28 protein-coding genes and 1 other RNA gene are annotated in these 24,876 nt (G+C 51.9%); 18 read left to right on the forward strand and 11 right to left on the reverse strand.

From position 1 onward, the window contains the following. Window positions 1-240 precede the first annotated feature (240 nt). On the forward strand, window positions 241-585 hold the full coding sequence (locus tag ACT3RR_RS14480; protein ID WP_496200563.1) for a hypothetical protein: 345 nt from the start codon (window positions 241-243) through the stop codon (window positions 583-585). An 82-nt stretch (window positions 586-667) separates the two neighbouring features. Here the strand turns inward: ACT3RR_RS14480 and ssrA are convergent. Both ssrA and smpB read right to left on the reverse strand, forming a co-directional pair. Continuing rightward, window positions 668-1,031: a transfer-messenger RNA gene (gene ssrA, locus ACT3RR_RS14485) on the reverse strand. A 49-nt stretch (window positions 1,032-1,080) separates the two neighbouring features. Beyond that, a complete protein-coding gene (smpB, locus tag ACT3RR_RS14490; RefSeq protein WP_185689359.1) occupies window positions 1,081-1,563 on the reverse strand; it encodes an SsrA-binding protein SmpB in 483 nt (160 codons plus the stop codon). Window positions 1,564-1,720: 157 nt separating this feature from the next. Between smpB and ACT3RR_RS14495 the strand changes: the two genes are divergently transcribed. Both ACT3RR_RS14495 and ACT3RR_RS14500 read left to right on the forward strand, forming a co-directional pair. After that, window positions 1,721-2,155, forward strand: coding sequence for a type II toxin-antitoxin system RatA family toxin (locus tag ACT3RR_RS14495; protein WP_353503188.1), 435 nt, complete (start codon window positions 1,721-1,723; stop codon window positions 2,153-2,155). Then, a complete protein-coding gene (locus ACT3RR_RS14500; protein ID WP_485903498.1) occupies window positions 2,148-2,432 on the forward strand; it encodes an RnfH family protein in 285 nt (94 codons plus the stop codon). The genes ACT3RR_RS14495 and ACT3RR_RS14500 overlap by 8 nt, the downstream gene beginning before the upstream one ends. A 73-nt stretch (window positions 2,433-2,505) precedes the next feature. Here ACT3RR_RS14500 and bamE read toward each other — a convergent pair whose 3' ends face one another. From bamE to nadK, 3 genes are all read right to left on the reverse strand, one after another. Continuing rightward, on the reverse strand, window positions 2,506-2,850 hold the full coding sequence (bamE, locus tag ACT3RR_RS14505) for an outer membrane protein assembly factor BamE (RefSeq protein WP_353503186.1): 345 nt from the start codon (window positions 2,848-2,850) through the stop codon (window positions 2,506-2,508). A 112-nt stretch (window positions 2,851-2,962) separates the two neighbouring features. Then, window positions 2,963-4,624, reverse strand: coding sequence for a DNA repair protein RecN (gene recN, locus ACT3RR_RS14510; protein WP_034792576.1), 1,662 nt, complete (start codon window positions 4,622-4,624; stop codon window positions 2,963-2,965). Between the two features lie 109 nt (window positions 4,625-4,733). Beyond that, on the reverse strand, window positions 4,734-5,612 hold the full coding sequence (gene nadK, locus ACT3RR_RS14515; RefSeq protein WP_353503184.1) for an NAD(+) kinase: 879 nt from the start codon (window positions 5,610-5,612) through the stop codon (window positions 4,734-4,736). Between the two features lie 135 nt (window positions 5,613-5,747). Here nadK and grpE point away from each other — a divergent pair, with 135 nt between their 5' ends. Next, complete coding sequence (gene grpE, locus ACT3RR_RS14520) at window positions 5,748-6,335, forward strand: nucleotide exchange factor GrpE (RefSeq protein ID WP_353503183.1); 588 nt, start codon at window positions 5,748-5,750, stop codon at window positions 6,333-6,335. A gap of 62 nt (window positions 6,336-6,397) precedes the next feature. Here grpE and ung read toward each other — a convergent pair whose 3' ends face one another. Continuing rightward, window positions 6,398-7,078: a uracil-DNA glycosylase gene (gene ung / locus ACT3RR_RS14525; RefSeq protein ID WP_353503182.1), complete on the reverse strand. Its 681-nt coding sequence runs from the start codon at window positions 7,076-7,078 to the stop codon at window positions 6,398-6,400. A 339-nt stretch (window positions 7,079-7,417) separates the two neighbouring features. Here ung and grcA point away from each other — a divergent pair, with 339 nt between their 5' ends. Further along, window positions 7,418-7,801, forward strand: coding sequence for an autonomous glycyl radical cofactor GrcA (gene grcA, locus ACT3RR_RS14530; protein ID WP_353503181.1), 384 nt, complete (start codon window positions 7,418-7,420; stop codon window positions 7,799-7,801). 99 nt (window positions 7,802-7,900) lie between these two features. On the opposite strand, the gene srmB is transcribed toward grcA, so the two are convergent. Next, window positions 7,901-9,232, reverse strand: coding sequence for an ATP-dependent RNA helicase SrmB (gene srmB, locus ACT3RR_RS14535; protein ID WP_486031357.1), 1,332 nt, complete (start codon window positions 9,230-9,232; stop codon window positions 7,901-7,903). Window positions 9,233-9,387: 155 nt separating this feature from the next. Between srmB and trmN the strand changes: the two genes are divergently transcribed. Further along, complete coding sequence (trmN, locus tag ACT3RR_RS14540; RefSeq protein ID WP_496200564.1) at window positions 9,388-10,134, forward strand: tRNA(1)(Val) (adenine(37)-N(6))-methyltransferase TrmN; 747 nt, start codon at window positions 9,388-9,390, stop codon at window positions 10,132-10,134. A 45-nt stretch (window positions 10,135-10,179) separates the two neighbouring features. Here the strand turns inward: trmN and nadB are convergent, their stop codons facing one another. Then, window positions 10,180-11,781, reverse strand: coding sequence for an L-aspartate oxidase (gene nadB / locus ACT3RR_RS14545; protein WP_496200565.1), 1,602 nt, complete (start codon window positions 11,779-11,781; stop codon window positions 10,180-10,182). Between the two features lie 214 nt (window positions 11,782-11,995). Here nadB and rpoE point away from each other — a divergent pair, with 214 nt between their 5' ends. The 4 genes from rpoE to rseC are packed head-to-tail and all read left to right on the forward strand — an operon-like array spanning window position 11,996 to window position 14,698. Further along, window positions 11,996-12,571, forward strand: a complete 576-nt coding sequence (gene rpoE / locus ACT3RR_RS14550; RefSeq protein ID WP_034792729.1) for an RNA polymerase sigma factor RpoE — start codon at window positions 11,996-11,998, stop codon at window positions 12,569-12,571. 29 nt (window positions 12,572-12,600) lie between these two features. Next, window positions 12,601-13,251 (forward strand): anti-sigma-E factor RseA, encoded by a 651-nt coding sequence (gene rseA, locus ACT3RR_RS14555; RefSeq protein ID WP_353503178.1) that lies wholly within the window; start codon window positions 12,601-12,603, stop codon window positions 13,249-13,251. Beyond that, the gene (rseB, locus tag ACT3RR_RS14560) at window positions 13,251-14,201 is read left to right on the forward strand and encodes a sigma-E factor regulatory protein RseB (protein WP_353503177.1); all 951 of its coding nucleotides are present in this window, start codon (window positions 13,251-13,253) and stop codon (window positions 14,199-14,201) included. The genes rseA and rseB overlap by 1 nt, the downstream gene beginning before the upstream one ends. A 17-nt stretch (window positions 14,202-14,218) precedes the next feature. Further along, window positions 14,219-14,698 (forward strand): SoxR-reducing system protein RseC, encoded by a 480-nt coding sequence (gene rseC, locus ACT3RR_RS14565; RefSeq protein WP_353503176.1) that lies wholly within the window; start codon window positions 14,219-14,221, stop codon window positions 14,696-14,698. A gap of 97 nt (window positions 14,699-14,795) precedes the next feature. Here rseC and ACT3RR_RS14570 read toward each other — a convergent pair whose 3' ends face one another. Then, window positions 14,796-15,617, reverse strand: coding sequence for a DUF308 domain-containing protein (locus ACT3RR_RS14570; RefSeq protein ID WP_496200566.1), 822 nt, complete (start codon window positions 15,615-15,617; stop codon window positions 14,796-14,798). A gap of 389 nt (window positions 15,618-16,006) precedes the next feature. On the opposite strand from ACT3RR_RS14570, the gene lepA reads away from it, so the two are divergent. The 7 genes from lepA (at window position 16,007) to acpS (ending at window position 22,599) form a co-directional block, all read left to right on the forward strand. Beyond that, on the forward strand, window positions 16,007-17,806 hold the full coding sequence (gene lepA / locus ACT3RR_RS14575) for a translation elongation factor 4 (RefSeq protein ID WP_353503174.1): 1,800 nt from the start codon (window positions 16,007-16,009) through the stop codon (window positions 17,804-17,806). A 26-nt stretch (window positions 17,807-17,832) separates the two neighbouring features. Continuing rightward, entirely contained in the window at window positions 17,833-18,810 is a 978-nt protein-coding gene (gene lepB, locus ACT3RR_RS14580) for a signal peptidase I (protein WP_496200567.1), read from the forward strand. Between the two features lie 225 nt (window positions 18,811-19,035). Then, window positions 19,036-19,716, forward strand: a complete 681-nt coding sequence (gene rnc, locus ACT3RR_RS14585) for a ribonuclease III (protein WP_034792549.1) — start codon at window positions 19,036-19,038, stop codon at window positions 19,714-19,716. Then, entirely contained in the window at window positions 19,713-20,618 is a 906-nt protein-coding gene (gene era, locus ACT3RR_RS14590; RefSeq protein ID WP_353503172.1) for a GTPase Era, read from the forward strand. Before rnc ends, era begins: the two co-directional genes overlap by 4 nt. Window positions 20,619-20,629: 11 nt before the next feature. Further along, window positions 20,630-21,367 carry a DNA repair protein RecO gene (recO, locus tag ACT3RR_RS14595; protein WP_353503171.1) on the forward strand — a complete coding sequence of 246 codons (738 nt, stop codon included), beginning with the start codon at window positions 20,630-20,632 and terminating at the stop codon, window positions 21,365-21,367. A gap of 120 nt (window positions 21,368-21,487) precedes the next feature. Continuing rightward, window positions 21,488-22,219, forward strand: coding sequence for a pyridoxine 5'-phosphate synthase (gene pdxJ, locus ACT3RR_RS14600; RefSeq protein WP_353503170.1), 732 nt, complete (start codon window positions 21,488-21,490; stop codon window positions 22,217-22,219). Then, complete coding sequence (gene acpS / locus ACT3RR_RS14605; RefSeq protein WP_034792539.1) at window positions 22,219-22,599, forward strand: holo-ACP synthase; 381 nt, start codon at window positions 22,219-22,221, stop codon at window positions 22,597-22,599. Before pdxJ ends, acpS begins: the two co-directional genes overlap by 1 nt. A 26-nt stretch (window positions 22,600-22,625) precedes the next feature. On the opposite strand, the gene ACT3RR_RS14610 is transcribed toward acpS, so the two are convergent. After that, complete coding sequence (locus ACT3RR_RS14610) at window positions 22,626-22,886, reverse strand: YfhL family 4Fe-4S dicluster ferredoxin (protein WP_154147826.1); 261 nt, start codon at window positions 22,884-22,886, stop codon at window positions 22,626-22,628. 100 nt (window positions 22,887-22,986) lie between these two features. Further along, window positions 22,987-23,835, reverse strand: coding sequence for a MurR/RpiR family transcriptional regulator (locus tag ACT3RR_RS14615; RefSeq protein ID WP_496200568.1), 849 nt, complete (start codon window positions 23,833-23,835; stop codon window positions 22,987-22,989). Between the two features lie 139 nt (window positions 23,836-23,974). Here ACT3RR_RS14615 and murQ point away from each other — a divergent pair, with 139 nt between their 5' ends. Beyond that, on the forward strand, window positions 23,975-24,868 hold the full coding sequence (gene murQ, locus ACT3RR_RS14620; RefSeq protein ID WP_353503168.1) for an N-acetylmuramic acid 6-phosphate etherase: 894 nt from the start codon (window positions 23,975-23,977) through the stop codon (window positions 24,866-24,868). The last annotated feature ends 8 nt before the right edge of the window (window positions 24,869-24,876 follow it).

A 24,876-nucleotide genomic window follows, 5' to 3' on the forward strand; every position in this document is an offset into this window, starting at 1 on the left:
CAGCGCCAGCCCGCGCCACGCCTGGGGCTTTGTACGCAATCCTAAACTGAAAAGATTGAAAAGGATTTCATTGTTTTTCAGTTTGGACGATCTAAAGAGGATCGAAATAAAATCATAAGGTGCTGTAAATAAAGAGAATAATTTGCTTTTTGTCATTCGAGACGATCAGCTTAACGATCAAATTGAAGTGAGCGCCAGACGTTGCGAGGCCAGGAACGGCAAGGGCTGCGGGGGAATTGCATGGGATTTGTAAAACTGAAATCCCTGAAATTGATTTGCTGTATGCATGTACAGTATTCTATTTTGAGCGGTGCAATTGTGGCCAGACAAAAAGTAGAGGTGTTTATGCGTTCATTGCGGATTTGTGGCGTGATGATTTATTTCATGGCGAGAGGGGAGCGGCTGACCAAGCAGCAGGTATTTGGCAACCAGGGCAACCCTGTTTATGCGATCTGGCCAGTTGGCAAAAAATGGTGTGCTTCGATTCACAACGGGAAGGAATGGAAATCCCTAACCTTTGTTCCAGCTAAAACGGAATGGGGTGCATATGACTTCGTAATGGAACATTTCTACAAAAACCACTAAATGGCTGTGTTGGCTCTGTCGCCACTTTGCCGCCATTCCAAAGAAAAAGGGGCTACGCTTTCACGTAACCCCTTGTTTTATTTGGTGGAGCTGGGGGGATTTGAACCCCCGTCCGAAATTACTACACCGTCGGCACTACATGCTTAGTCTAGTCTTTACATTCGCCGGTTAGCTGCGGACAGACACGCCACTAACAAACTATCCTGATTGGGTTTAACGCTTTCACCCCAGGCAAGGTGTCCACGCGATCTCTTTTAGGTTTGACCTCTCTTGATCCCCGTCCTAAGAGCGGAGGCTAGGGAGAGAGGGCTCTGAGCAGGGTATTAAGCTGCTAGTGCGTAGTTTTCGTCGTTTGCGACTATTTTTTTGCGGCTTTTTACGAGGCCAACCGCCCCTCGGCATGCTCCTTGGGCTTCGCAAATCCCGTCGAATCCAGAATCAGCCCCAAGTACTGTCGTGCAGTATATCAGAAAAACTGCATGCTAAGCCAGTAGCTTAGCGATTTGCGTGCTTCATGATACGTGCTTTGTCTAACTTCCATTCGCGATCTTTGATGTCATCGCGCTTGTCGTGCTCTTTCTTACCTTTTGCCAGGCCGATTTTAACTTTCGACCAGGCGTTTTTCCAGTACAGGGAGAGTGCAACAACGGTGTAGCCGTCGCGACTGACCTTACCGAAAAGCGTTTCTAACTCGCGTTTGTTGAGCAGGAGTTTGCGAGTACGCGTAGGGTCACAAACGATGTGACTCGACGCCACATTGAGAGGTTGAATAGTTGCGCCAAACAAAAAGGCTTCACCGTCGCGGAATGTGACATAGCTGTCAGTGATGTTTGCTTTACCAGCGCGCATCGATTTGACTTCCCATCCCTGCAAAGCAAGCCCCGCTTCGATTTCATCTTCGATGAAATATTCATGGCGAGCGCGTTTGTTCATCGCGATAGTCGCGGAACCGGGTTTATGTGCTTTTTTCTTTGTCATAGTGTCACTTATTATACTGTAAGCATTGGGGAATGAAATCCCCACGGGGTAACAGCCTGCGTTTTTTGGCCTTTGTTGCTTTCGCTCCGAGGTAGTTTTTTGTCTCGAGGTCGATAAATGGTATGATTTGTACGATTTATGATACTTGGAAAATGATATGCCACAGATAAGTCGTTCTGCGCTCGTGCCGTTCAGCGTAGAACAGATGTACACCTTAGTGAATGATGTTGATGCCTATCCTCAATTTCTGCCGGGGTGTACGGGTAGCCGAATTATTGAGCAAGGCCCAGATTCCATGACCGCCGCGGTTGATGTTTCTAAGGCGGGGATCAGCAAAACTTTTACCACGCGCAATACGCTGTTTAGCAATCAACGCATCGATATGCAATTGGTTGATGGACCTTTCCGCAAGCTAATGGGCGGCTGGAATTTCACCGCGTTGAGCCCAGAGGCCTGCAAAGTCGAACTCAATCTTGATTTCGAATTCACCAACAAATTGATCGAACTGGCGTTTGGTAAAATATTCAAAGAGCTAGCCGGCAGCATGGTTCAGGCTTTCACCCAGCGTGCGAAAGAGGTCTACAGTGTCTGAGATCCGCGTTGAGGTGGTTTATGCGTTACCTGAACGGCAGTATCTGCGCACGGTGAAGCTGGAAGAAGGTAGCACGGTAGAGCAAGCCATTGTCGCGTCGGGTTTATTGGAGTTGAGGAAGGATATCGACCTCAAGAGCAATAAAGTTGGCGTGTACAGTCGCCCCGTGAAGCTGGCGGACATCATCGCTGACGGTGACCGAATTGAAATTTACCGGCCGCTGATTGCTGATCCAAAAGAGCTTAGGCGTCTGCGAGCAGAAAAGTCTAAAAAATAAGGCGCCTTGAGCGCCTTATTTTTTTACCCCGAGGATGGATTCTGGCTGCTGCCAGCAAGCATCAGGAGGGAAATTAATTCTTGTCGCTTAACGCAGGTTTGTTATCAACGTTAGTCAGCGTTCCCGCTTGGTTAAAGGTCAGCGTCAAGGTTTGTTGCTTCACGCCTTCATGGCCAGGCTGCTGGCGGAAAACGTAGTACCAAGTGTCATTACCAAACGGGTCGTCCAGCATCGGGGTACCAAGGACATAAGCCACTTGTTGCTTGGTCATGCCGGTATGAATCTTTTGAACATCAGCAGGAGCCAAGTAGTTCCCCTGATTGATGTCAGGCCGATAAACCACCTTTTCCAGTGTGGAACAGCCCGCAGTCAACATTACAAGAGTTACTGCGGCGGCAGTTAGCGTTTTACAGCGCATAGTCGTTACATTCCTTTAGGGCATAAGATGCCGATGATAATAGACCTTTCATCAGTTTGAAACCTTTGCAGGGCACCTGTATGACCGCAGAATCGTAAAAAAGTTGAGCTTTTTAAGCTGCGAGCAGTTCTTTGGCGTTAGCAAGGGTGTTTCTGGTGACTTCGCTACCGCCCAGCAGACGCGCTAGTTCCTGCAATCTGGCTTTTTTATCCAGACGATTCATTTGGGTTTCAGTAGCTTCCCCGTCAGTATCTTTGCTCACAAAATAATGTTGATGACCACAACCGGCAACCTGCGGTAAGTGGGTCACACACATCACCTGCGTAGACTCACCCAACTGGCGCAGCAGTCTGCCGACGATAGCGGCGGTAGGGCCGCTGATGCCGACGTCCACTTCATCGAAAATCAGCGCCGGGGTTTCCATTTTCTGCGCCGTGATCACCTGAATTGCCAGTGCGATGCGGGACAGTTCACCGCCGGAGGCCACTTTCGCCAGAGCCTGTAATGGCTGGCCTGGGTTGGTGGTGACCTGAAATTCCAGACGATCGGCACCTTCCTGACTTAAATGCTCGGGAACAAACTGAACTTGAATCTTAAATTTACCGTGTGGCATCGACAGGCTTTGCATGCTGTCAGTGATCAGGCGAGTCAGTTCATCCGCGTAGAACTGCCGTTTATCGTGCAGCTGCTGGGCAATGCTAAGTGCTTGCTGATAGTGCAGGTTAACGGCTTCGCTGAGTTCTGCCTGATTGGTTTCGTGATCGTCGAGCATCTGCTGCTCGTCCAACAGCTGGCGATGCAGGGTTGGCAACTCTTCGGCAGAAACGTGATGCTTTTTCGCTAAACTCAGTTGGCGAGAGAGTCGCTGCTCTAATTCAAACAGGCGATTAGGGTCGATTTCCATCCGTTCGCTGTAGTGGCGCAACTCATCGCTGGCTTCACTGATTTGGATGGAGGCGTCGTCGAGCATCACGATCAGCTCATTAATTTTGCTGTCGATTTCAGCCAGTTCGGTTAATTGGCTTTTAGCGCTATACAGCAGGCTGACCACGTTCTGATCGTCGCCATCGGCCAGCAAATAGAGCGCGTTCTGGCTCAGTGACATCACCTGCCCGCTATTCGCCAGCAGTTTGTACTCTTCGTCGATCTGCTCATATTCACCAGCCTGCGGGGCAAACTCGTTCAGCTCTTTTAACTGGTATTGCAACAGCTGCCGACGCGCCTCGCGCTCGGTGACTTGCTGTTGATACTGCGCCAGCTGGCGACAGCTCTGGTGCCAGTTCTGGTAAGCCTGACGCATTTGCGCCAGCAGCAGTGGCTGGTCTGCATAGGCATCCAGTAGCTGTTTTTGATGTTCAGGTTTCAGCAGGAGTTGGTGTGCATGCTGGCCGTGGATCTGAATCAGATGCTGACCAATTTCACGCATTTGGGAAAGCGGGACAGGGGTGCCATTGATAAAGCTGCGAGAACGACCGTCCGCGCTGATGGTGCGGCGCAGTAAGCAGTCATTACCTTCGTCGAGCTGGTTGTCGGCCAGCCATTGTTTTGCAGAAGGGGTGTCAGCCAGCGTGAAGCGCGCGCAGATATCGGCGCGATTAGCCCCCAGACGCACGGTGCTGCCATCAGCCCGGTTGCCGAGGCACAAACCTAAGGCGTCGATAGCAATGGATTTACCTGCGCCGGTTTCGCCGGTGATTGCCGTCATACCGCTGTGAAAATCGATGTCTAACTCACGAACGATGGCAAAGTTACTGATAGTTAATTGCGCCAGCATGATCACCTTCCTGTACAAAACAACAGACCTGTAATTTCATACAGTATAAACTGGTTTTATATACAGTAAAGTCCCTGGCGCAATATTTTTTCTGGGGCAGCCTTTGGTATCAGAACAATTTCTTCGACCAGCCTAGTTTGGTGCTCAACGTATTGAAATAGCTATAGTCTTTTGGGTGGATCAAGTTGAGGTGGTAGTCACTACGGCGAATCACCACTTCTTCCCCTTGCTGAATCGGCAGGGCGATTTGACTGTCGCAACTTATCTCTAAGTCACTGCTGATATTAGAGAATTTCAGGCAGATGGTGCTGCTACTGTTAATCACCAAGGGTCTGGCCGACAGGGTGTGAGGGAACATCGGCACCAGCGCGATGGCATCCAGCGTGGGGGTTAAAATCGGGCCGCCGCCGGAAAGCGAGTAGGCAGTAGAGCCGGTCGGCGTCGAGATAATCAGGCCATCGGAGCGCTGTGAGAAGGCGAATTTGTCATCAATATAGACTTCAAATTCAATCATATGTGCAACTTTGCCGGGGTGAAGCACCACTTCATTGATCGCCGTGCTGACGCGGCATTGGCGGTCTTCGCAACGAACAAGGGCTTCCAACAGGAAACGCTGCTCGCTGAGGTATTCCCCTTTTAACACGTCGTCAAGCTGCTGCAAGGCGTTATCGGGGTCAAGATCGGTAAGAAAACCGAGGTTACCGCGGTTGACGCCGATGACTTTGATGTCATAGCGCGCCAGCACCCGCGCTGCGCCCAGCATGTTCCCGTCACCCCCGACGACAACGGCTAAATCGGCCTTTTTACCGATATCTGCAAGGCTGCCGGTTTGTGCGCCTTCCAGCTTAAGATCTTGAGCCACCGTGCGTTCCACCATCACTTCATAGCCCTTGGAGACCAGCCAGTGATAAAGCATTTCATGGGTGGCGAGTGCTGATGGATGGCGGGGGTGGCCAACGATGCCTATGCACTCAAATTTTTTATTCATTGCGGTGGTTATCCTCAATAGGCTTTTGTCACGCCTGCATTATGTCTGAACCTTTAAAAGCAAACCTTGAAACAACGGTTTTGATCCCCATAATAAGCCCAGTAGCAAGATTAATGCTAAAACGCGGAGATATTCATGAGTAGTAAAGAACATAAGACGCCTAACGAGCAAGTCTCTGATGAGTTAAATCAGGAGCAAGCGCTGCATACGGAAGCGGAAACTGAGGCGGCAGACGTCGTTGATCCGCGCGACGAGCGTATTGCAGAACTGGAAAATCAATTGAAAGAAGCTCAGCAGCGCGAGCGTGATAGCTTGCTGCGTGCTAAAGCGGAAGTGGAAAATATCCGCCGCCGCACCGAGCTGGATATTGAGAAAGCCCATAAATTCGCACTGGAGAAATTCTCCGGTGAGCTGTTGCCGGTTATTGATAACCTGGAACGTGCGCTCGACATGGCGGATAAATCTAACGCCGAACTGACTGCTCTGGTCGAAGGTGTTGAATTAACGCTGAAATCACTGCTGGATGCCGTCCGCAAGTTTGGTCTGGAAGTGGTTGCCGACATTCACGTGCCTTTCAATCCTGAACTGCATCAGGCAATGACGCTGATGGAGTCAGAAGACTTGGCGCCTAACCACGTCATGATGGTTATGCAGAAAGGTTACACGCTGAACGGTCGCCTGCTTCGCCCTGCGATGGTTGCGGTGTCAAAAGCCAAGGCATAAGCCTGTCGCTTTTGTTAGAAAGGCATCCTTCGGGATGCCTTTTTTGTTTGCATAATCAACAGTTAAGCGGGAAGTTCTGGCATCCAGTTTATCGGCTCCAGCCCCTGTTTTTTCAGCAATTCATTGGTAGCGGAGAAGTGTTTGCAGCCGAGAAAACCGCGATGGGCCGACAGCGGCGAAGGGTGCGGCGCTTTCAGCACGTGGTGGCGCTGAGTATCAATAAAGCTGCCTTTCTTCTGCGCGTGTGAGCCCCACAGCAGGAACACCACGCCTTGGCGATGTTCATTCAGCGCTGCTATCACTTTATCGGTGAAGGTTTCCCAGCCCAATTTAGCGTGGGAGTGAGCCTGACCGCCTTCGACGGTCAGCACGGTATTGAGCAGCAGCACGCCTTGGTCAGCCCAGCTTTGCAGGTAGCCGTGGGAGGGGCGCTCGAAGCCCGGAATGTCAGTCGCCAGCTCTTTGTACATGTTAACTAAAGAGGGTGGAGCAGGAATTCCCGGGCGAACGGAGAAGGAGAGGCCGTGTGCCTGATTCGGCCCGTGGTAAGGGTCTTGGCCCAGGATCACTACTTTAACATCGCACAGTTCGGTGGAGCGGAAGGCGTTGAACACGTCAGCCTGCGGAGGATAGATCGTTTTTCCCGCCGCGCGTTCGCTGGCGACATACTTCAGGGTATCAATGAAGTAGGGTTGTTCTTTTTCGGCACCAATGACGTCATGCCATGTCAGGGTCGTGGACATTAACGCGCTCCTTTTGTTTGTAATTTCAATCGCGTTAGCTTACCTGCAAGCGGATTTGAGTGAAACCTTACCCTGTTATCAAAATGCAAACAGCAGGGTGTATCAGGGCCGATCAAATTTAATTGATATTTAACAATATTAATTGAAGGGAGGGGCTGGAAAAAATTGATATAAAACATAAATTTGCCGCAGGGCGCCTAACACCCCAAGGCTAAAGTTGATATTTATCAAGGAACGCGGGGTGCCCAACTGTTATACAGGTCATCAGGAGCAAGGTATTGCTGTCATTCCTTGGCGGCAGCTTGTTTACAGTATCGTAGCCATTAATGGAGGCAACACATGATCACCGGTATTCAAATCACTAAAGCCAATAATGAAGCACTGAAAAACTCTTTCTGGCTGCTGGATGACGAGAAAGCAGAAGCGCGCTGCGTATGTGCAAAAGCGGGCTATGAAGAAGATCAGATTGTCGCAGTCAGCGAACTGGGCCAAATCGAGTATCGCGAAGTGCCGATGGAGTTCCAGCCAACGGTTCGCGTTGAGGGTGGCCAGCATCTTAATGTCAACGTGATGCGCCGTGAAACCTTGGAAGATGCTGTGAAGCATCCTGAAAAGTACCCACAGCTGACTATTCGTGTTTCAGGCTATGCGGTACGTTTCAACTCACTGACGCCAGAACAGCAGCGCGACGTGATCACCCGTACTTTCACTGAAAGTCTGTAATCTTTCGCTCAATAGACCTATTGAGCAGTGAAAAGCTAAGATAATAAAAAACCGCCTTAATTGGCGGTTTTTTTATGCTTTAGAGAAAGCTCAGGGGGCTTATTTCGCGCTGCCTTTGCTGTCTGCTTCAGCTTTCACGCGGCGTTTACCGACGTTTTTGCTGTCGCGGTGGCGCACTTTCACTTTAACTTTTGATTTCACCTGCGCTTCTTTTTGCTTCTCTTTACGCTTCGCCAGCACCTTCTTCGACGGCTTGCCGGTGGTTTTCTCGCTTGGCGCTTTGGTCTTCGGTCGCAGCTCATCAATCACGCGCGGCTTAAGTGGCTCATTCAGGTAACGGCCAATTTTGCCCAGCAGCAGATGGTCATGCGCCTCGACGAAGGAGATCGCAGTCCCTTTGCGGCCCATACGGCCAGTACGGCCGATACGGTGCAGGTAGGTGTCTGCGGTCAGCGGCAGGTCGAAGTTGAACACGTGGCTGATGTCGTTGATATCCAGACCGCGCGCGGCGATATCGGTGGCAACCAGCACATTAACGCGGTCTTCAACCATGCGTTTTACAGCTTCAGTACGTTTAACCTGAACCATTTCCCCTTCAAGATAGCAGGAGTTGATCCCTGCTTCACGCAGCCAGGCAACCAGCTCGTGCACGCGCTCGCGTTTACGCACGAAGATCACCGACTTGGTGACATCTTCTTGATTCAGAAGGTGGATCAGCATCTGGGTCTTGTGCGCGACGTCATCGGCGCGGTAGTACCACTGCAAAATCTTTTTGCGCTCGCGGCGAGAAGGATCGGCTTCGATCTCAACCGGCTCGGTCAGAATGCGTTCGGCAAACTCGCGAATGGCTTCGCCTTCCAGCGTTGCAGAGAACAGCAACGTCTGTTTGCGCCAGCGCGCTTCGGCGGAAATGGTTTCGATATCTTGCGCGAAGCCCATGTCCAGCATGCGGTCGGCTTCATCAAGGATCAGCGTTTCAATGGCGCGGCAGTCAAAGTTTTCTTCTTTGATGTATTGCAGCAAGCGGCCCGTGGTGGCGACCACGATGTCCTGATTTTCGCTAAAGACTTCGGCGTGGTTCATATACGCCACGCCGCCAGTGATGGTGGCGATATCTAAATCAGTGTGCTTGGCGAGTTCGCGCGCCTGTTCAGCGACCTGCATCGCAAGTTCGCGGGTTGGCGTCAGAATAAGAATACGTGGCGGACCAGATTTCTTACGCGGGAAATCCAGCAAATGCTGCAATGCAGGCAGCAAGAACGCTGCTGTTTTGCCGGTGCCGGTAGGAGCCGAACCCAACACATCGCGTCCGTCCATCGCTGGCGGAATGGCCTCTGCCTGAATGACAGTCGGGCGGCTATAGCCTTTTTCGCTCAGGGCGTCTATTAGGCGTTCATCGAGTTCGAGTTCGGAAAAATTCGTTACAGTCATGGTCTACCTCTACTTGGGGCGCCGATTATAGACGTGTTAGGCGCGATCTTCACCTATTTAAGCGGCTAGCGTGGCTTTTCCTTGCCGAATGTTTCCCCTATGCTACGTCAGTTCTGGATATCAGGCCGTCTTGCTGATGGTTTAATGGTGAAAATGTGGTGAACGAAGTCAAGGTCAGCCAGCCAATGCGGCGTAATGGATTTACATTTAAACAGTTTTTTGTGGCACACGATCGCTGTGCAATGAAAGTCGGTACCGACGGCGTGCTGCTCGGGGCCTGGGCGCCGGTTGAGCAAGCCACTCGAGTGCTGGATATCGGCTCAGGCAGTGGTCTTATCGCCCTGATGCTGGCGCAAAGAACTGGCGAGTCGGTCCGGATTGATGCCGTCGAGCTGGATATTCCCGCAGCCGAGCAGGCCGCCGAAAATTTTCAGGCTTCGCCTTGGGCCGTAAGACTTCAGGTTTTCGCGCAAGATATCAATCTCGTCGCCCAATCCCATCCGGCTCATTATGACCTGATTGTCAGCAATCCGCCTTATTTCGAGGCCGCCGTGGCTTGCCGCGATGAGGCGCGCAATACCGCCCGTTATACTGAGAGTCTGACTCACGCCGCCTTGCTCGACTGTGCCGATAAGCTTTTGCAGCCTAGTGGCAAGTTCTGCGTGGTGCTGCCTTATGATCTTGGATTGCAACTCGAAGCCAAAGCGCAGCAAGCAGGATGGTTCACTTTCAGCCGCCTTGCCGTGCGCGATCGCCCCGGTAAGCCGCTGAATCGCCTGCTGATAGTGCTCTGTAAACAACCTACCGAGGCCTGTCTTCAAGAGATGGATTTGCGCGAGCGCGAAGGGGTTTATAGCCCGGAGTTTCGCGCTTTAATCGCTGATTTCTATCTGAATTATTGAGTGAAGGGGCAGCCAGCGCGATCCGTCGCACTGGTCGCCACTCTATTAAGGCTGAAGAATGGTTGGCTGAGGCTCGTCGAGCAGGTCAGGGTAGTCGAGTGTGAAGTGCAACCCACGGCTCTCTTTACGCTCCATCGCGCTGCGAACAATCAGTTCGGCTACTTGTACCAAGTTGCGCAGTTCCAGCAAGTTGTTGGAAATTCTGAAGTTAGCGTAATACTCATCAATCTCCTGCTGGAGAGTCATGATGCGGCGCAGTGCGCGCTCAAGGCGCTTGGTGGTACGCACAATTCCTACGTAGTCCCACATAAACAGGCGCAATTCGTGCCAGTTATGCTGAATAACCACTTGTTCATCCGAGTTATCAACCCGGCTCTCATCCCAAGGCGGTAGCTGTTTGGCCAGCTTGGCGTGAGGCAGGCGCTTGATAATGTCCTCTGCCGCCGACCAACCGTAAACTACGCACTCCAGCAGGGAGTTTGACGCCAGGCGATTAGCGCCGTGCAGGCCGGTATAGCTCACTTCGCCGATGGCATACAGGCCATCAAGATCGGTGCGCCCGTGTTGGTCGACCATCACACCGCCGCAGGTGTAGTGGGCGGCAGGAACAATCGGGATGGCTTCTTTGGTCAGATCAATACCCAGCGACAGCAGCTTTTCGTAAATCATCGGGAAGTGCTGCATGATGAATTCCGGCGGGCGATGGCTGATGTCGAGATACATGCAGTCCGCGCCGAGGCGTTTCATCTCGTGGTCAATGGCGCGAGCCACCACGTCGCGCGGCGCGAGTTCGCCACGCGGGTCGAAATCTGGCATAAAGCGGCTGCCGTCCGGGCGCTTGAGATAAGCCCCCTCGCCGCGCAGGGCTTCAGTTAGCAGAAAGTTTCTTGCCTGCGGATGGTATAAGCAGGTCGGGTGGAACTGGTTGAACTCAAGGTTGGCGACCCGGCAGCCCGCGCGCCACGCCATCGCAATGCCATCCCCGGAGGAAATATCGGGGTTGGTGGTGTATTGATAGACTTTGGCTGCGCCGCCGGTGGCAAGAATCACGGCTTTCGCACGGAAGGTTTCGACCTGCTCTTTCTGGCGATTCCAGACATAAGCCCCGACCACGCGCTGGGTGCCCGGTAAACCAATCTTGCTGGAGGTGATAAGGTCGACCGCGTTATAGCGCTCTTTCACGCAAATATTCGGGTGATTTCTTGCTTTACCTACCAGCGTAGTCTCTACTTCTTTACCAGTAGCATCAGCACTATGCAGAATTCGGCGGTGGCTATGGCCGCCCTCGCGAGTGAGGTGATATCGCTCTTCGGAGCTGGCGTTGGTTTCAGTGTCAAACAGCACGCCTTGGTCTATCAGCCACTGCACGCAATGGCGCGCATTACCGGCGATAAACTCCACGGCTTCTTTGTCACATAAACCGGCACCGGCAATCAGCGTGTCATCTACGTGCGAGCTAATGCTGTCAGTTTCATCGAATACTGCCGCGATGCCACCTTGGGCATAAAAGGTTGAACCTTCGTTTAAAGGTCCCTTGCTGAGAACGGTGACGCTACAATGGTCAGCCAGCCGTAAGGCGAGTGATAGACCGGCAGCACCACTTCCGATGATCAAGACATCGCTGACAAATTCAGATGAAGGTTGCATAGCGTATGATGTTTGCAGAAGAAGAGTGAAATTCATGTTAGCCTAAACATCCTGGCAAAAGCCACGGACTTGAGACTTTAATAGAAAAAACAACAGCGATGTGGAACTTAACGTTTCATGTGAACTCCAAGCAGTACTTGCTCAGGAATATAATGATGATAGCTGGCAGTACTACTTTATGCGCGGAGATAGTTTTGGGGAGACTTTACCTCGGATGAGCGAGCAGTTAGCAGATCAGGTTCTGGTCGAGCGGGTCCAGAAAGGTGATCAGAAATCGTTCAATTTACTGGTAGTCCGTTACCAGCATAAAGTAGCGAGCCTTGTTTCCCGCTACGTACCACAAGGCGATGTGCCTGATGTGGTTCAAGAATCATTCATTAAAGCCTATCGCGCGTTAGAGTCATTCCGCGGCGACAGTGCTTTTTATACGTGGTTGTACCGTATCGCGGTCAACACGGCGAAGAATTATCTGGTGGCTCAGGGCCGCCGACCGCCTTCTAGCGATGTAGATGCAAATGATGCTGAAAACTTCGAAAGTGGCGGTGCATTAAAAGAAATTTCGAACCCTGAGAATTTGATGTTGTCAGAAGAGTTACGGCAGATAGTTTTCCGTACTATTGAAGCACTTCCTGAAGATCTCCGCATGGCGATCACCTTAAGGGAGTTAGATGGATTGAGCTACGAAGAAATAGCCGCCATCATGGACTGCCCCGTGGGTACGGTAAGATCCCGTATTTTCCGTGCCCGGGAAGCTATTGATAATAAAGTTCAACCGCTGATTCAGCGTTAACGATGGCGGACACTGGAAGGGTACTAGGCATGCAGAAAGAAAAGCTTTCCGCTCTAATGGATGGTGAAGCATTAGATTCCGAACTGCTGAATTCGCTGTCGGATGATAAAACGCTTCAACAAAGCTGGCAGAGTTATCACTTGATCCGCGACACCATGCGCGGTGATATGGGAAATGTCGTGCATCTTGATATTGCAGACCGCGTTGCTGCTGCGTTGGCGAATGAGCCAGCTAAGCTAGTTCCTGGTGCTGTTCCTGAGTCGCAACCGCAACCTCATTCATGGGAGAAAATGCCTTTCTGGCATAAAGTTCGCCCATGGGCGAGCCAACTGACGCAAGTTGGCGTGGCGGCATGCGTTTCTCTGGCGGTCATCGCTGGTGTTCAATACTACAACCAGCCTGACGCTTCTGGTGCTTCGCCAGAAACGCCTGCGTTCAACACTGTGCCTATTATTGGCAAAGCTTCTCCAGTGAGTTTTGGCGTGCCAACGAGTGAAAGTACTTCGTTTGATGGCAAGCAAAACGTGCAGGAACAGCGCAAACGCATTAATGCTCTTTTGCAGGATTATGAGCTGCAACGTAGATTGCATTCTGATCAACTTCAGTTGGAAACTGCCACGCCTCAACAGGCAGCGGTTCAAGTACCCGGAACTCAGTCTTTAGGAATGCAAACGCAGTAATGAAGCAAATTTGGTTTGCCGTTTGTTTACTGACCGGTAGCCTGTTAACTCCTGCAATCGCCTCGGCAGAACCTACTTCCGAGGCGTTATTGCAAGAGATGAGCAAGGCGAGCCAGTCACTAAATTATGAAATCGCCTTCATTAGCATCACGAAGCAGGGAATTGATTCCTATCGCTATCGTCATGCTATCTCCGATCATATCCCTCTCGCACAGCTCGTCCTAATGGACGGTCCTCGGCGCGAAATCGTCCAGCGTGGCAAAGAGATCAGTTACTTCGAGACCGGGCTTCAGCCTTTTACCCTCGATGGTGACCATATCGTTGATTCACTGCCGACCGTGGTGTTCAGTGATTTTTCTCGCCTGGCGAAATACTACGATTTTATCCCCGTTGGCCGTGGTCGCGCTGTCGATCGCTTAAGCCAGGTGGTTCGCGTGGTGTCCCGTGATGGCACGCGCTTTAGCTATGTTATCTGGGTTGATGAAGAGACTAAGCTGCCGCTGCGCGTCGATCTTCTGGATCGGGATGGTGAAACCTTAGAGCAGTTCCGCGTGATCTCCTTTGTGGATGATGATGAAGTCAAAGGGGCACTCACCGGGCTGGAAAAAGCGACCTTGCCGCCGGTTCTCTCCGTGCCGGAGGGCGAAAAAGCTACTTTTACCTGGCAGCCAAAATGGTTACCTGACGGTGTGAAAGAAGTCGCCCGTAGCCGCAGAAACTTGCCAAATGTCCCTGTCGCGGTAGAATCACGCTTATATTCCGACGGGCTTTTCAGTTTCTCAGTTAACGTTAATGCCACCACCAGCGGCCCTTCAGAGCAGCTTGTCCGACAGGGGCGTCGCACGGTGCAGACAGAAGTTCGTAACGCTAATGAAATTACGGTCGTAGGTGAATTACCACCTGCAACTGCGAAACGCATTGCCGATAGCATCGTGTTCGCGACACCCTAAAAGGTTAGGTACTTGATATGTTGAAAGAATGGGCCACAGTAGTTTCGTGGCAGGACGGTATCGCTAAGCTGCGTTGTGAAACGCAGGCAGGTTGTAGCAGCTGCCATTCACGCTCTGGTTGCGGTGCGCGCGTGCTCAATGAGCTAGGCCCGCAAACCGAACATAATCTACAAGTACATATTGCCGAACAGCTCCAGCCGGGGCAGAAAGTTGAGCTGGGTATTACCGAAGGTAACCTGATTCGCTCCGCGCTTCTGGTCTATATGACCCCTTTACTGGGCGTTATTCTGGGCGGCGGGTTGTTGCAGTGGCTTACACAAAGTGATCTTTACTCGGTAGTAGGCGCGGTGACTGGCGGCGTTGCTGGTTTTCTGCTGGCCCGCGCGTTAGCGACCAGCCTTGAGAAGCAGGCTGGGTATCAGCCGGTTATTTTGCAGATTGGCTTACCGCCAGACGCATTCCGCTTCCAAACGGATAACGCGCATATCGCGCCATAATTTCTGCTTTAATACCAAGCTAAAGATTAAAAAATCGCTGCCCAAGGGCGGCGATTTTTGTTTATATCGCCACGCTTTTGCTGCTAATAGGTTGACGCTAATTTCTGATTGGGATTCTATTTTGAATCATATGCTCAATCAGCGCGATGAACAGATCGGCGTTAAATAGAGACGTATATAACACTGAGAAAAGAATGCGCCTGTTACCGTCCATCAGGTGGATCATCTGGCTGTTAGCGCCGCCGCTGATATATTGAATCTCTTCAACCGGGATACAAATTCCATCGTCAGAAGTGAGGAAACGCGCACTCAGCCGCAATTTCTTCTCATTTAACCCCATGAGAGTATTAGCAAATAAGTGACGAATGCCGCATCTGGCAGCTGCGTGATAAGTGAAAACCACGCTACCGTCATTGGCCAGAATATTCAGAGCCTGCGGGCCTTTAGTCATCAATTGCTCATTTTTGATCACTTCAACCAGTCTTTCGGCATGAGCAATATTGGGCGTTATTTTATGCCAATGAGTACTATTGCCTTCGCGGAAAGCCATAGTATTAAGTATTTTTCTGGAGTACTTGCCGGTTCGGAATCTATATATCTCAGTGATTCTTTCGAAGGGAATAAAACGGTTTTTATGCTCCCGTTCATTAATCGCCAGAATTCCATTTTCATGCAGTTGATAGGTTTGTTTCGGCTTAAGAATATGCCGGAAAATAAATATAGCGATGCCCAAGGCGATACTGAAAATCGCCGTGAGGGTGATGACATACAATCCGCCGTCGCTTGACCTTCCCAGAGCAAGCAAAAATACCACCTGGACTGCACCGCCAACGATTAATAATGTGGCGAGAACCATGGTGATCCAGGAATTGACTCTGGCAAAGCCGTGCTGACTTAGCAAACGCCCTTCATTGATCATGATGCTAACCTTAGTAACCGGATTGAAAAATAAAGCAAAAAAGTTAAAAAAGTGAAAAATAAAATGCTAATAAATTCTTTTATAACAGTTATTTAAAGGCTTTTTTGCTGGTGAGTATATGAGCATTTTCCTAAAGTCCCAGCCTCCCAGTGGCTATGAAAAATGGTTATTTGAGTCAGTTCGCTAACTGCTTACAACTTATTGCATTTACGGGGGGATTTGCTGACAGGAATCAGTGCATAATCCAGAGTTCCGTGGCGGTGAGACTAGGTTTTCAGGCCCCTGACATGTAGAATGCTGCGACTCAGGCGAAAGACAGCCAACTTACAAACCGTCGCTGTGTTTTTATGGCGAATGATTCAGAAATACCAAGGTAGAAACTCTTTATAATGAAGAACATAAGAAACTTTTCCATCATCGCTCATATTGACCACGGTAAGTCGACGCTGTCCGATCGTATTATTCAAATCTGCGGTGGCCTGTCAGATCGTGAAATGGAAGCGCAAGTTCTTGACTCAATGGACCTGGAACGCGAGCGCGGGATCACCATCAAAGCGCAAAGCGTCACCCTCGATTACAAAGCTCAGGATGGCGAAACCTACCACCTGAACTTCATCGATACCCCAGGGCACGTTGACTTCTCCTACGAAGTATCCCGCTCCCTTGCTGCCTGTGAAGGCGCATTGCTGGTGGTGGATGCCGGGCAGGGCGTAGAAGCCCAGACGCTGGCGAACTGCTATACGGCGATGGAAATGGATCTGGAAGTGGTTCCGGTTCTGAACAAAATCGACCTGCCAGCTGCGGATCCTGAGCGTGCTGCTCAAGAGATCGAAGATATCGTGGGCATTGATGCCACAGATGCTGTGCGCTGCTCGGCGAAAACCGGCTTGGGTGTTCCAGAAGTGCTGGAGCGCTTAGTGCGTGATATTCCGCCGCCGGAAGGTGATCCAGAAGCTCCTCTGCAGGCGCTGATCATCGACTCATGGTTCGATAACTATCTGGGCGTTGTGTCCCTGATTCGAATCAAAAACGGCACCCTGAGAAAGGGTGACAAAATTAAAGTGATGAGTACCGGACAGGTGTATAACGCCGACCGTCTGGGTATTTTCACACCAAAACGCGTTGACCGTGACTCACTGGGTTGCGGGGAAGTTGGCTGGTTGGTTTGCGCCATCAAAGACATCCTCGGCGCGCCGGTTGGCGATACCCTGACGCTGTCACGTAATCCTGCTGATAAAGCGCTTCCAGGCTTTAAGAAGGTTAAACCACAGGTTTACGCGGGTCTGTTCCCGGTTAGTTCCGACGACTATGAAAACTTCCGCGACGCTTTGGGCAAACTTAGCCTGAATGACGCCTCACTGTTCTATGAGCCAGAAAGCTCTACCGCGCTGGGCTTCGGCTTCCGCTGTGGCTTCCTTGGTTTGCTGCACATGGAGATCATTCAAGAGCGTCTGGAGCGTGAATACGATCTGGACCTGATCACCACCGCACCAACGGTAGTCTACGAAGTAGAAACCACCGGCGGCGAAGTGATTTATGTCGATAGCCCGTCAAAACTGCCGGCGCTGAACAACATTCAAGAACTGCGTGAGCCGATTGCTGAGTGTCACATGCTGATGCCGCAAGAGTATCTGGGCAGCGTGATCACCCTGTGTATTGAAAAGCGTGGCGTGCAGACCAACATGGTTTATCACGGCAATCAGGTTGCACTGACCTATGAAATTCCGATGGCGGAAGTGGTTCTCGACTTCTTCGACCGTCTGAAATCAACCTCTCGCGGCTACGCTTCACTGGATTACAACTTTAAACGTTTCCAGGCCTCTGACATGGTGCGCGTTGATGTGTTAATCAACGGCGATCGCGTGGATGCGCTGGCGCTGATCACTCACCGTGGTAACTCACAGTTCCGTGGTCGCCAGCTGGTTGAAAAGATGCAGGAGCTTATCCCGCGTCAGCAGTTCGACATTGCGATTCAGGCCGCGATTGGTGCCCACATCATTGCGCGTTCAACCGTAAAACAGCTGCGTAAAAACGTCTTGGCTAAGTGCTACGGCGGTGACGTTAGCCGTAAGAAGAAACTGCTACAGAAACAGAAAGATGGTAAGAAGCGCATGAAACAAGTAGGTAACGTTGAGTTACCTCAGGAAGCATTCCTGGCGATTCTCCATGTTGGTAAAGACGGCAAATAAGCCCCCAATGAGCGGTAGGAGTATGCATGGCTAACATGTTTGCCTTGATTCTGGCGATTGCAACGCTGGTATCGGGGATTATCTGGTGTCTTGATCGTTTCAAACTTGCCCCTGCTCGCCGGGCAAAGATTGCCGCTCTCAAGGTAGAAACTGCTGGCGCCATCGATGAGAAGACGCTGAGCAAAGCAGCAAAACAGCCGGGCTGGGTGGAAACCTGCGCCTCTGTTTTCCCTGTGCTTCTGGTGGTATTTGTGGTGCGTTCATTCATTTATGAACCTTTCCAAATTCCGTCAGGCTCAATGATGCCAACGCTGTTAATCGGCGATTTCATCGTGGTTGAAAAATACGCTTATGGCCTGAAAGATCCTATTACTCAGACCAAACTGATCCCAACCGGCGAGCCAAAACGCGGTGATGTCGTGGTATTCAAATACCCATTAAATCCAAGTGTGGATTACATCAAACGTTTAGTAGGCCTGCCGGGCGATCGCGTGACTTATGATCCCTTCAGCAAACAGGTTACTGTTCAGCCTGCTTGTAACAGTGGACAGAATTGCAGCACCGCGCTGGCTGTGACTTATGATGAAGGTAAAGCGAGCGGTTTCGTCCAGACTTTCGGTCAGGCTAGCGGCAGTGAAGCCACCAGCGGCTTCTTTGAAATTCCTCCGACTGAGAATGTGCCTCAAGACGGTATTCGCCTGTTAGAACGTCAGGAAACCTTGGGCAATGTGACCCATAATATTCTGGCTGTTCCTGGCGCGCGTGACCAACTGGGTGCCTATTATCAGCAACCGGGCCAGCCTATGGGTACTTGGGTGGTTCCTGCCGGTCATTATTTCATGATGGGTGATAACCGCGACAATAGCGCCGACAGCCGTTATTGGGGCTTTGTACCAGAGAAAAATCTGGTGGGCCGTGCCTCGGGTATTTGGATGAGTTTTAAAAAGCAGGAAGGTGAGTGGCCAACAGGTGTTCGCCTGAGCCGCATTGGTGGAATTCATTAATTCGTTGCGGTCTATTTCCGCAGCAATATATTTCCACACGTTGTAGAATACACTTTCGAGCGATAAAAGTTGGCTCCCCGATTTTTAAATGGGTCATTAAGTGACGAGATTTAAAAAGAATAGAGGGAGCCACTGCAAACGAAACAGCTTTGGATTGGCTTAAGGCGAAGCAGGCCTGTTCCGTATGCTGAAGTTTTTGACGCATTCTTGATCTATTGGTAACTCATGAATCCCATCGTAATAAACAGGCTACAGCGAAAGCTGGGCTACACTTTTCAACAGCAGGAGCTCTTATTGCAGGCACTGACTCACCGCAGCGCCAGCAGCAAACATAACGAGCGTTTAGAATTCCTGGGTGACTCAATCCTTAGTTTTGTTATCGCCAACGCTCTTTATCACCGTTTTCCTCGCGTTGATGAAGGCGATATGAGTCGCATGCGTGCCACTTTGGTTCGCGGAAATACATTGGCAGAAATGGCGCGTGAATTTGATCTCGGCGAGTGCTTGCGTTTAGGGCCGGGAGAATTGAAAAGTGGTGGTTTCCGCCGCGAGTCTATTCTCGCGGATACGGTGGAGGCACTCATCGGCGGCGTGTTCTTGGACAGTGATATCCAGAATGTCGAAAGATTGATTCTTGACTGGTACCGTAGTCGTCTTGACGAAATCAGTCCCGGTGATAAGCAGAAAGACCCAAAAACCCGTTTGCAGGAGTTTTTACAAGGTCGCCATCTGCCATTGCCTTCTTATCTGGTTGTGCAGGTTCGCGGTGAAGCACACGATCAGGAGTTTACCATCCACTGCCAGGTCAGTGGCTTGAGCCAGCCGGTTGTAGGAACCGGTTCAAGTCGCAGAAAAGCCGAGCAGGCGGCAGCGGAACAAGCGCTGATACAGCTGGAGCTTGAATGAGCGAAGAAAAAAATTACTGTGGCTTTGTCGCCATCGTAGGCCGACCTAACGTTGGCAAATCTACTTTGTTGAATGAATTATTGGGGCAGAAGATCTCCATTACTTCACGCAAACCACAAACTACCCGTCACCGTATTATGGGCATCCATACTGAAGGCCCTTATCAGGCTATCTACGTTGACACCCCTGGGTTACATATTGAAGAAAAACGGGCCATTAACCGCCTGATGAACCGTGCTGCGAGCAGCTCAATCGGTGATGTTGAATTGGTTATTTTCGTGGTTGAAGGCACCCACTGGACGCCGGACGACGAAATGGTAGTGAACAAGCTGCGTGATCTGAAGTCACCTGTCTTGCTGGCTATCAATAAAATCGACAACGTGACTGACAAGTCCAAGCTGCTGCCACACTTGCAGTTCCTCAGCGAGCAGATGAACTTCATCGACATCGTGCCAATGTCTGCGGAGAAAGGTATCAACGTTGATACTATCGCCAGCATCGTGCGTAAGCGTCTGCCGGAAGCGATTCATCACTTCCCTGAAGATTACATTACTGACCGTTCGCAGCGCTTTATGGCGTCAGAAATCATCCGTGAAAAGCTGATGCGTTTCTTGGGTGAAGAGCTGCCTTACTCGGTAACCGTTGAAATTGAACGCTTTGTCACTAACGAGCGCGGCGGTTATGACATCAATGGCTTGATTTTAGTTGAGCGCGAAGGCCAGAAGAAAATGGTCATCGGCAACAAAGGCTCAAAAATCAAAACCATTGGTATTGAAGCGCGTCAGGACATGGAAAACATGTTCGAAGCGAAAGTTCACCTTGAGCTGTGGGTCAAGGTTAAATCCGGTTGGGCAGATGACGAACGTGCGCTGCGCAGCTTGGGTTATGTAGACGATTTATAAGGTCCCCGCCTATGGAAGGCTGGCAACGCGCATTTGTTTTACATGGGCGACCTTACAGTGAAACCAGCCTGATGCTGGATCTCTTCACTGAAGGACAGGGGCGCGTGCGCATTCTGGCAAAGGGTGCGCGCGGTCGTCGGTCAAACTTAAAAGGCTGCTTGCAGCCTTTTACGCCTTTATTAGTTCGCTGGAGCGGCCGGGGTGAAGTCAAAACTCTGCGCAACGCTGAGCCAGTTTCCCTCGCACTCCCTCTCTCTGGTTTGATGCTGTATAGCGGCCTGTACGTCAATGAACTGGTGGCCCGCGTCCTCGAGCAAGAGACCAACTACTCGTCGCTATTTTTCGACTATCTCAACTGCCTGCAAAATCTGGCGGGAGCCACCGGCTCTCCGGAACAGTCGCTGCGCCAGTTCGAGCTGGCTTTGCTGCATAACCTCGGCTATGGCGTTGATTTTCTCCACTGCGCCGGTAGCGGCGAAGAAGTGAGTGACACCATGACCTATCGCTATCGTGAAGAAAAAGGCTTTATCGCCAGTTTGGTGGTCGACAACCTGAGCTTCACCGGCCGCGACCTCAAAGCCTTGGCGAATCGTGAATTCCCGGACGTCGCCACACTGCGCGCCGCCAAGCGTTTTACCCGCATGGCGCTGAAGCCCTATCTGGGTGGTAAGCCGTTGAAAAGCCGCGAGCTATTCCGCCAGTTTTTAGTTAAAAAGCCCACTGCCACTCCTGAATCACCCGCCGAATAAATTGCCCGCTGGGGTACCCGTCACGCCTGATACGGGTGTAAACTGCGCCAATTAGCGGGAAAACCGTCAGTATCAACCCGATCCTTTTGCGAACTCTTTAACCTATTTACTGGAGTTGTCATGGCTGAACTGCTGTTAGGCATTAATATCGATCACATCGCCACGCTACGTAACGCGCGTGGCACGGCCTACCCTGATCCGGTTCAGGCCGCGTTTATTGCCGAGCAGGCGGGCGCTGACGGTATTACTGTGCATCTGCGTGAAGACCGTCGCCACATTACCGACCGCGATGTGCGTTTGCTGCGCCAGACCATCCAGACTCGCATGAATCTCGAGATGGCGGTGACCGATGAAATGATCGGCATTGCCTGTGAAATCGAGCCGCACTTCTGCTGCCTGGTGCCGGAAAAGCGCGAAGAAGTCACCACCGAGGGCGGTCTGGACGTTGCGGGCCAAATCGACAAAATGACCGTCGCCGTCTCCCGCCTGTCTGAAGCCGGTATTTTGGTGTCTCTGTTTATTGATGCTGACTTCCGCCAAATCGACGCCGCGGTTGCCGTTGGCGCGCCTTATATCGAAATCCACACCGGCGCTTATGCTGATGCCAAAACCGATATCGAGCGCCTTGCCGAGCTTGAGCGCATCAAGAAAGGCGCCACCTATGCCGCCAGCAAAGGGCTGAAAGTGAATGCAGGCCATGGCTTGACCTACCACAACGTGCTGCCTATCGCCGCGCTGCCTGAGATGCACGAGCTGAACATCGGCCATGCCATCATCGGGCAGGCAGTGATTGACGGTTTGGCAAGCGCGGTGCGCGAGATGAAAATCCTGATGCGGGAAGCACGCCGTTAATGGCTATTCTTGGACTGGGCACCGACATTGTCGAAATCACCCGTATTGAAGCCGTGGTGGAGAGAAGCGGCGATCGGCTGGCGAAACGGATATTGTGTGCCAACGAGTGGGCGCTGTATCAGAATCACCAGCAGCCGGTGCGCTTTCTTGCTAAACGTTTTGCAGTGAAAGAGGCGGCAGCCAAAGCGCTGGGCACCGGCATCCGCAATGGGCTGGCGTTTGAGCAGTTCGAGGTGGTTAATGACCCATTGGGCAAGCCGGGGCTGGTGTTCCACGAGCGCGCGGCGGAAATGGCATTAGAGCTGGGGGTTAAATCCGTGCACGTGACGCTGGCCGATGAGCGTCGCTATGCCTGTGCCACGGTGATTATCGAAAGCTGAAAACAGTGCGCTTCGCGCCGCCAGCCTTACAGCTGTGCGGCGTGATGCAGCAGAACAAACTTGTCCCACAGCTGCTCGTTGGTTTCAGTGTGCAGCGCGTCCACAATGATGGTGTTATCGATAGGGCACACGCTTTGACAGGTGGGTTTATCATAATGACCGACACACTCCGTGCAGCGATCGCTGTCAATTTGGTAAATTTCCTCACCCATTGAGATCGCTTGATTCGGGCATTCCGGCTCGCACATATCGCAGTTAATGCATTTGTGTGTGATAAGCAGGGCCATGATCTCTCTCGCGTCAGTAATGATGAAGTCGCGCAGTATAGCAGATTTGACCTGTCCGAGAGCCTGCCGAAATGACAATCGCGCTGTGGAATGATCCCGATCAAACCAGCTTCTTCACCAGCTCCTCGCTGTGCTTAATCCGCCCCGGCGCTCTCTCGCTATCTTGCTGAATCAAGGCCATAAACAGGATATCCGTCAGGGAATACTGCGCGGTGGTCGAGGAGATGGCTGCACCGCGAGTGGCCGGAAGCTCCGCCACGGTGTACAGGCAGTGGGAAGCCTGCTGCTGTAGCGTATTGGGAGAAAATCCGGTGAGGGCCAGCACCTGCGCGCCACTTTTGCGAGCGACATCTGCCGCCAGATTGATTTCCCGGCGCTCGCCGCTGAAGGAGATAGCCAGCAACAAATCGTCTTTCGACAGCGCCTGAACCGTCGCCAGCAGCACGTGGGTGTCAGACTCGGCAATCGCCGTCAGTCCAATTTTCAATAGCTTATAGGCCAAGTCTTTGGCTACCAGCCCCGACGCGCCAATGCCGGTCAGCACGATTTTGCGCGCATGGGTCAGCATCGATAACGCCTGCTGGAGACGCTGTTCATTGTTGATATCCAGCGTAGCGCGCAGCGCGGCGTACTTTTCAGCCAGCAGCTTTTCGCCGACGGTCTGGAGACTGTCGGTGCTGACAATCTGATTATGCACGGTGACCGCCACTTCATTCTGCGGCGAAGAGAGGGCTTCACTGAGCGCCAGCTTTAAAGCGGGAAAGCCCTTGTAGCCTAGCTTCTGGGCAAATTTCACCACGCCGGACTGGCTGACACCGGCCATCTCTGCCAGCTTCTGCGAGCTAAGGTGCCGCGCCTTCTCCGGCTGTTGCAGCAGGAAGTCGGCCAGCTTGCGGTCATTCTGCGCCAGCGTGGGGTAGAGCTGACGAATTCGGATCATACTGCTCATTGTCGGACCTTCCCTTAGCACCTACGCACATCACGAATTGAACATTATCTTATCTAAGGTAGCAAAATTCCCTCGCCTTTAAGAATAAAATATTCAAATATGAATTAATATTTTGAATTAAAAATTCAGGAGTCAATCAATGAACCTAGGATCACTCGTTTCAGAAAGCCGCAATCCGGCCACCATGAACCTTGATGAAATGACCACGCTGGAGATGGTCGCCAGCTTCAATCACGAAGACAGCAAAGTGCCGGAAGCCATCCGCGCCGTGCTGCCAGAGGTCGCGCAGGCCGTGGATATGGCCGCCGCCTCCTTTAAAGCCGGAGGTCGTCTGATTTATCTCGGCGCGGGCACCAGCGGGCGTCTCGGCGTGCTCGACGCCTCCGAGTGTCCACCGACCTTTGGCGTGCCTCATGGCTTAGTCGTCGGGCTGATTGCCGGCGGGCCGGGGGCGTTACTCAAAGCCGTCGAAGGGGCGGAGGATAGCGAAGAGCTGGGCGTCACCGACCTGAAAAACCTGCAAATTACCCCGGCGGATACCATCGTGGGGCTGGCGGCTTCCGGGCGCACGCCTTATGTCATCGGCGCGCTGCGTTACGCGCGGGAGCTGGGCTGCGCCACGGTGGCTATCTCCTGCAACCCGGACTCGCCAATAGCCCACGAGGCGCAGGTAGCGATTTCTCCGGTAGTTGGCCCCGAGGCGCTGACTGGCTCGACGCGTTTGAAGTCCGGCACCGCGCAGAAGCTGGTGCTGAATATGATTTCCACTGGCGCGATGGTGAAAAACGGCAAGGTTTATCAAAACCTGATGGTTGATGTGAAGGCCACCAACGTCAAGCTGGTGGACCGGGCCTGCCGCATTGTGGTGGAAGCCACGGGTGCCGCGCGGGCCGATGCCGAAGCCGCGCTCTCGCAAACCGACTTCGAAGTGAAACCGGCGATTCTGATGATTTTGGCAAATATCAGTGCTCAAGAAGCCATTCAGCGGCTGACGGCGCACCACGGATTCCTGCGCGCGGCGCTCGCGGGTTAAGGCTTTCA

This window comes from Ewingella sp. AOP8-B2-18 (genome assembly GCF_052376015.1).
Classification (GTDB): domain Bacteria; phylum Pseudomonadota; class Gammaproteobacteria; order Enterobacterales; family Enterobacteriaceae; genus Ewingella; species Ewingella allii.

Excerpts from the sequence above, each read along its gene's own strand:
- rseA (WP_353503178.1), top strand. The coding sequence starts at position 12,601 with ATGCAGAAAGAAAAGCTTTCCGCTCTAATGGATGGTGAAGCATTAGAT.
- rseC (WP_353503176.1), top strand. The coding sequence starts at position 14,219 with ATGTTGAAAGAATGGGCCACAGTAGTTTCGTGGCAGGACGGTATCGCT.
- ACT3RR_RS14570 (WP_496200566.1), bottom strand. The coding sequence starts at position 15,617 with ATGATCAATGAAGGGCGTTTGCTAAGTCAGCACGGCTTTGCCAGAGTC.
- ACT3RR_RS14480 (WP_496200563.1), top strand. The coding sequence starts at position 241 with ATGGGATTTGTAAAACTGAAATCCCTGAAATTGATTTGCTGTATGCAT.
- rnc (WP_034792549.1), top strand. The coding sequence starts at position 19,036 with ATGAATCCCATCGTAATAAACAGGCTACAGCGAAAGCTGGGCTACACT.
- acpS (WP_034792539.1), top strand. The coding sequence starts at position 22,219 with ATGGCTATTCTTGGACTGGGCACCGACATTGTCGAAATCACCCGTATT.
- ACT3RR_RS14615 (WP_496200568.1), bottom strand. The coding sequence starts at position 23,835 with ATGAGCAGTATGATCCGAATTCGTCAGCTCTACCCCACGCTGGCGCAG.
- murQ (WP_353503168.1), top strand. The coding sequence starts at position 23,975 with ATGAACCTAGGATCACTCGTTTCAGAAAGCCGCAATCCGGCCACCATG.
- bamE (WP_353503186.1), bottom strand. The coding sequence starts at position 2,850 with ATGCGCTGTAAAACGCTAACTGCCGCCGCAGTAACTCTTGTAATGTTG.
- grcA (WP_353503181.1), top strand. The coding sequence starts at position 7,418 with ATGATCACCGGTATTCAAATCACTAAAGCCAATAATGAAGCACTGAAA.
- pdxJ (WP_353503170.1), top strand. The coding sequence starts at position 21,488 with ATGGCTGAACTGCTGTTAGGCATTAATATCGATCACATCGCCACGCTA.
- ACT3RR_RS14495 (WP_353503188.1), top strand. The coding sequence starts at position 1,721 with ATGCCACAGATAAGTCGTTCTGCGCTCGTGCCGTTCAGCGTAGAACAG.
- rseB (WP_353503177.1), top strand. The coding sequence starts at position 13,251 with ATGAAGCAAATTTGGTTTGCCGTTTGTTTACTGACCGGTAGCCTGTTA.
- recO (WP_353503171.1), top strand. The coding sequence starts at position 20,630 with ATGGAAGGCTGGCAACGCGCATTTGTTTTACATGGGCGACCTTACAGT.
- lepA (WP_353503174.1), top strand. The coding sequence starts at position 16,007 with ATGAAGAACATAAGAAACTTTTCCATCATCGCTCATATTGACCACGGT.
- lepB (WP_496200567.1), top strand. The coding sequence starts at position 17,833 with ATGGCTAACATGTTTGCCTTGATTCTGGCGATTGCAACGCTGGTATCG.
- ung (WP_353503182.1), bottom strand. The coding sequence starts at position 7,078 with ATGTCCACGACCCTGACATGGCATGACGTCATTGGTGCCGAAAAAGAA.
- srmB (WP_486031357.1), bottom strand. The coding sequence starts at position 9,232 with ATGACTGTAACGAATTTTTCCGAACTCGAACTCGATGAACGCCTAATA.
- era (WP_353503172.1), top strand. The coding sequence starts at position 19,713 with ATGAGCGAAGAAAAAAATTACTGTGGCTTTGTCGCCATCGTAGGCCGA.
- recN (WP_034792576.1), bottom strand. The coding sequence starts at position 4,624 with ATGCTGGCGCAATTAACTATCAGTAACTTTGCCATCGTTCGTGAGTTA.
- nadK (WP_353503184.1), bottom strand. The coding sequence starts at position 5,612 with ATGAATAAAAAATTTGAGTGCATAGGCATCGTTGGCCACCCCCGCCAT.
- grpE (WP_353503183.1), top strand. The coding sequence starts at position 5,748 with ATGAGTAGTAAAGAACATAAGACGCCTAACGAGCAAGTCTCTGATGAG.
- ACT3RR_RS14610 (WP_154147826.1), bottom strand. The coding sequence starts at position 22,886 with ATGGCCCTGCTTATCACACACAAATGCATTAACTGCGATATGTGCGAG.
- nadB (WP_496200565.1), bottom strand. The coding sequence starts at position 11,781 with ATGCAACCTTCATCTGAATTTGTCAGCGATGTCTTGATCATCGGAAGT.
- rpoE (WP_034792729.1), top strand. The coding sequence starts at position 11,996 with ATGAGCGAGCAGTTAGCAGATCAGGTTCTGGTCGAGCGGGTCCAGAAA.
- smpB (WP_185689359.1), bottom strand. The coding sequence starts at position 1,563 with ATGACAAAGAAAAAAGCACATAAACCCGGTTCCGCGACTATCGCGATG.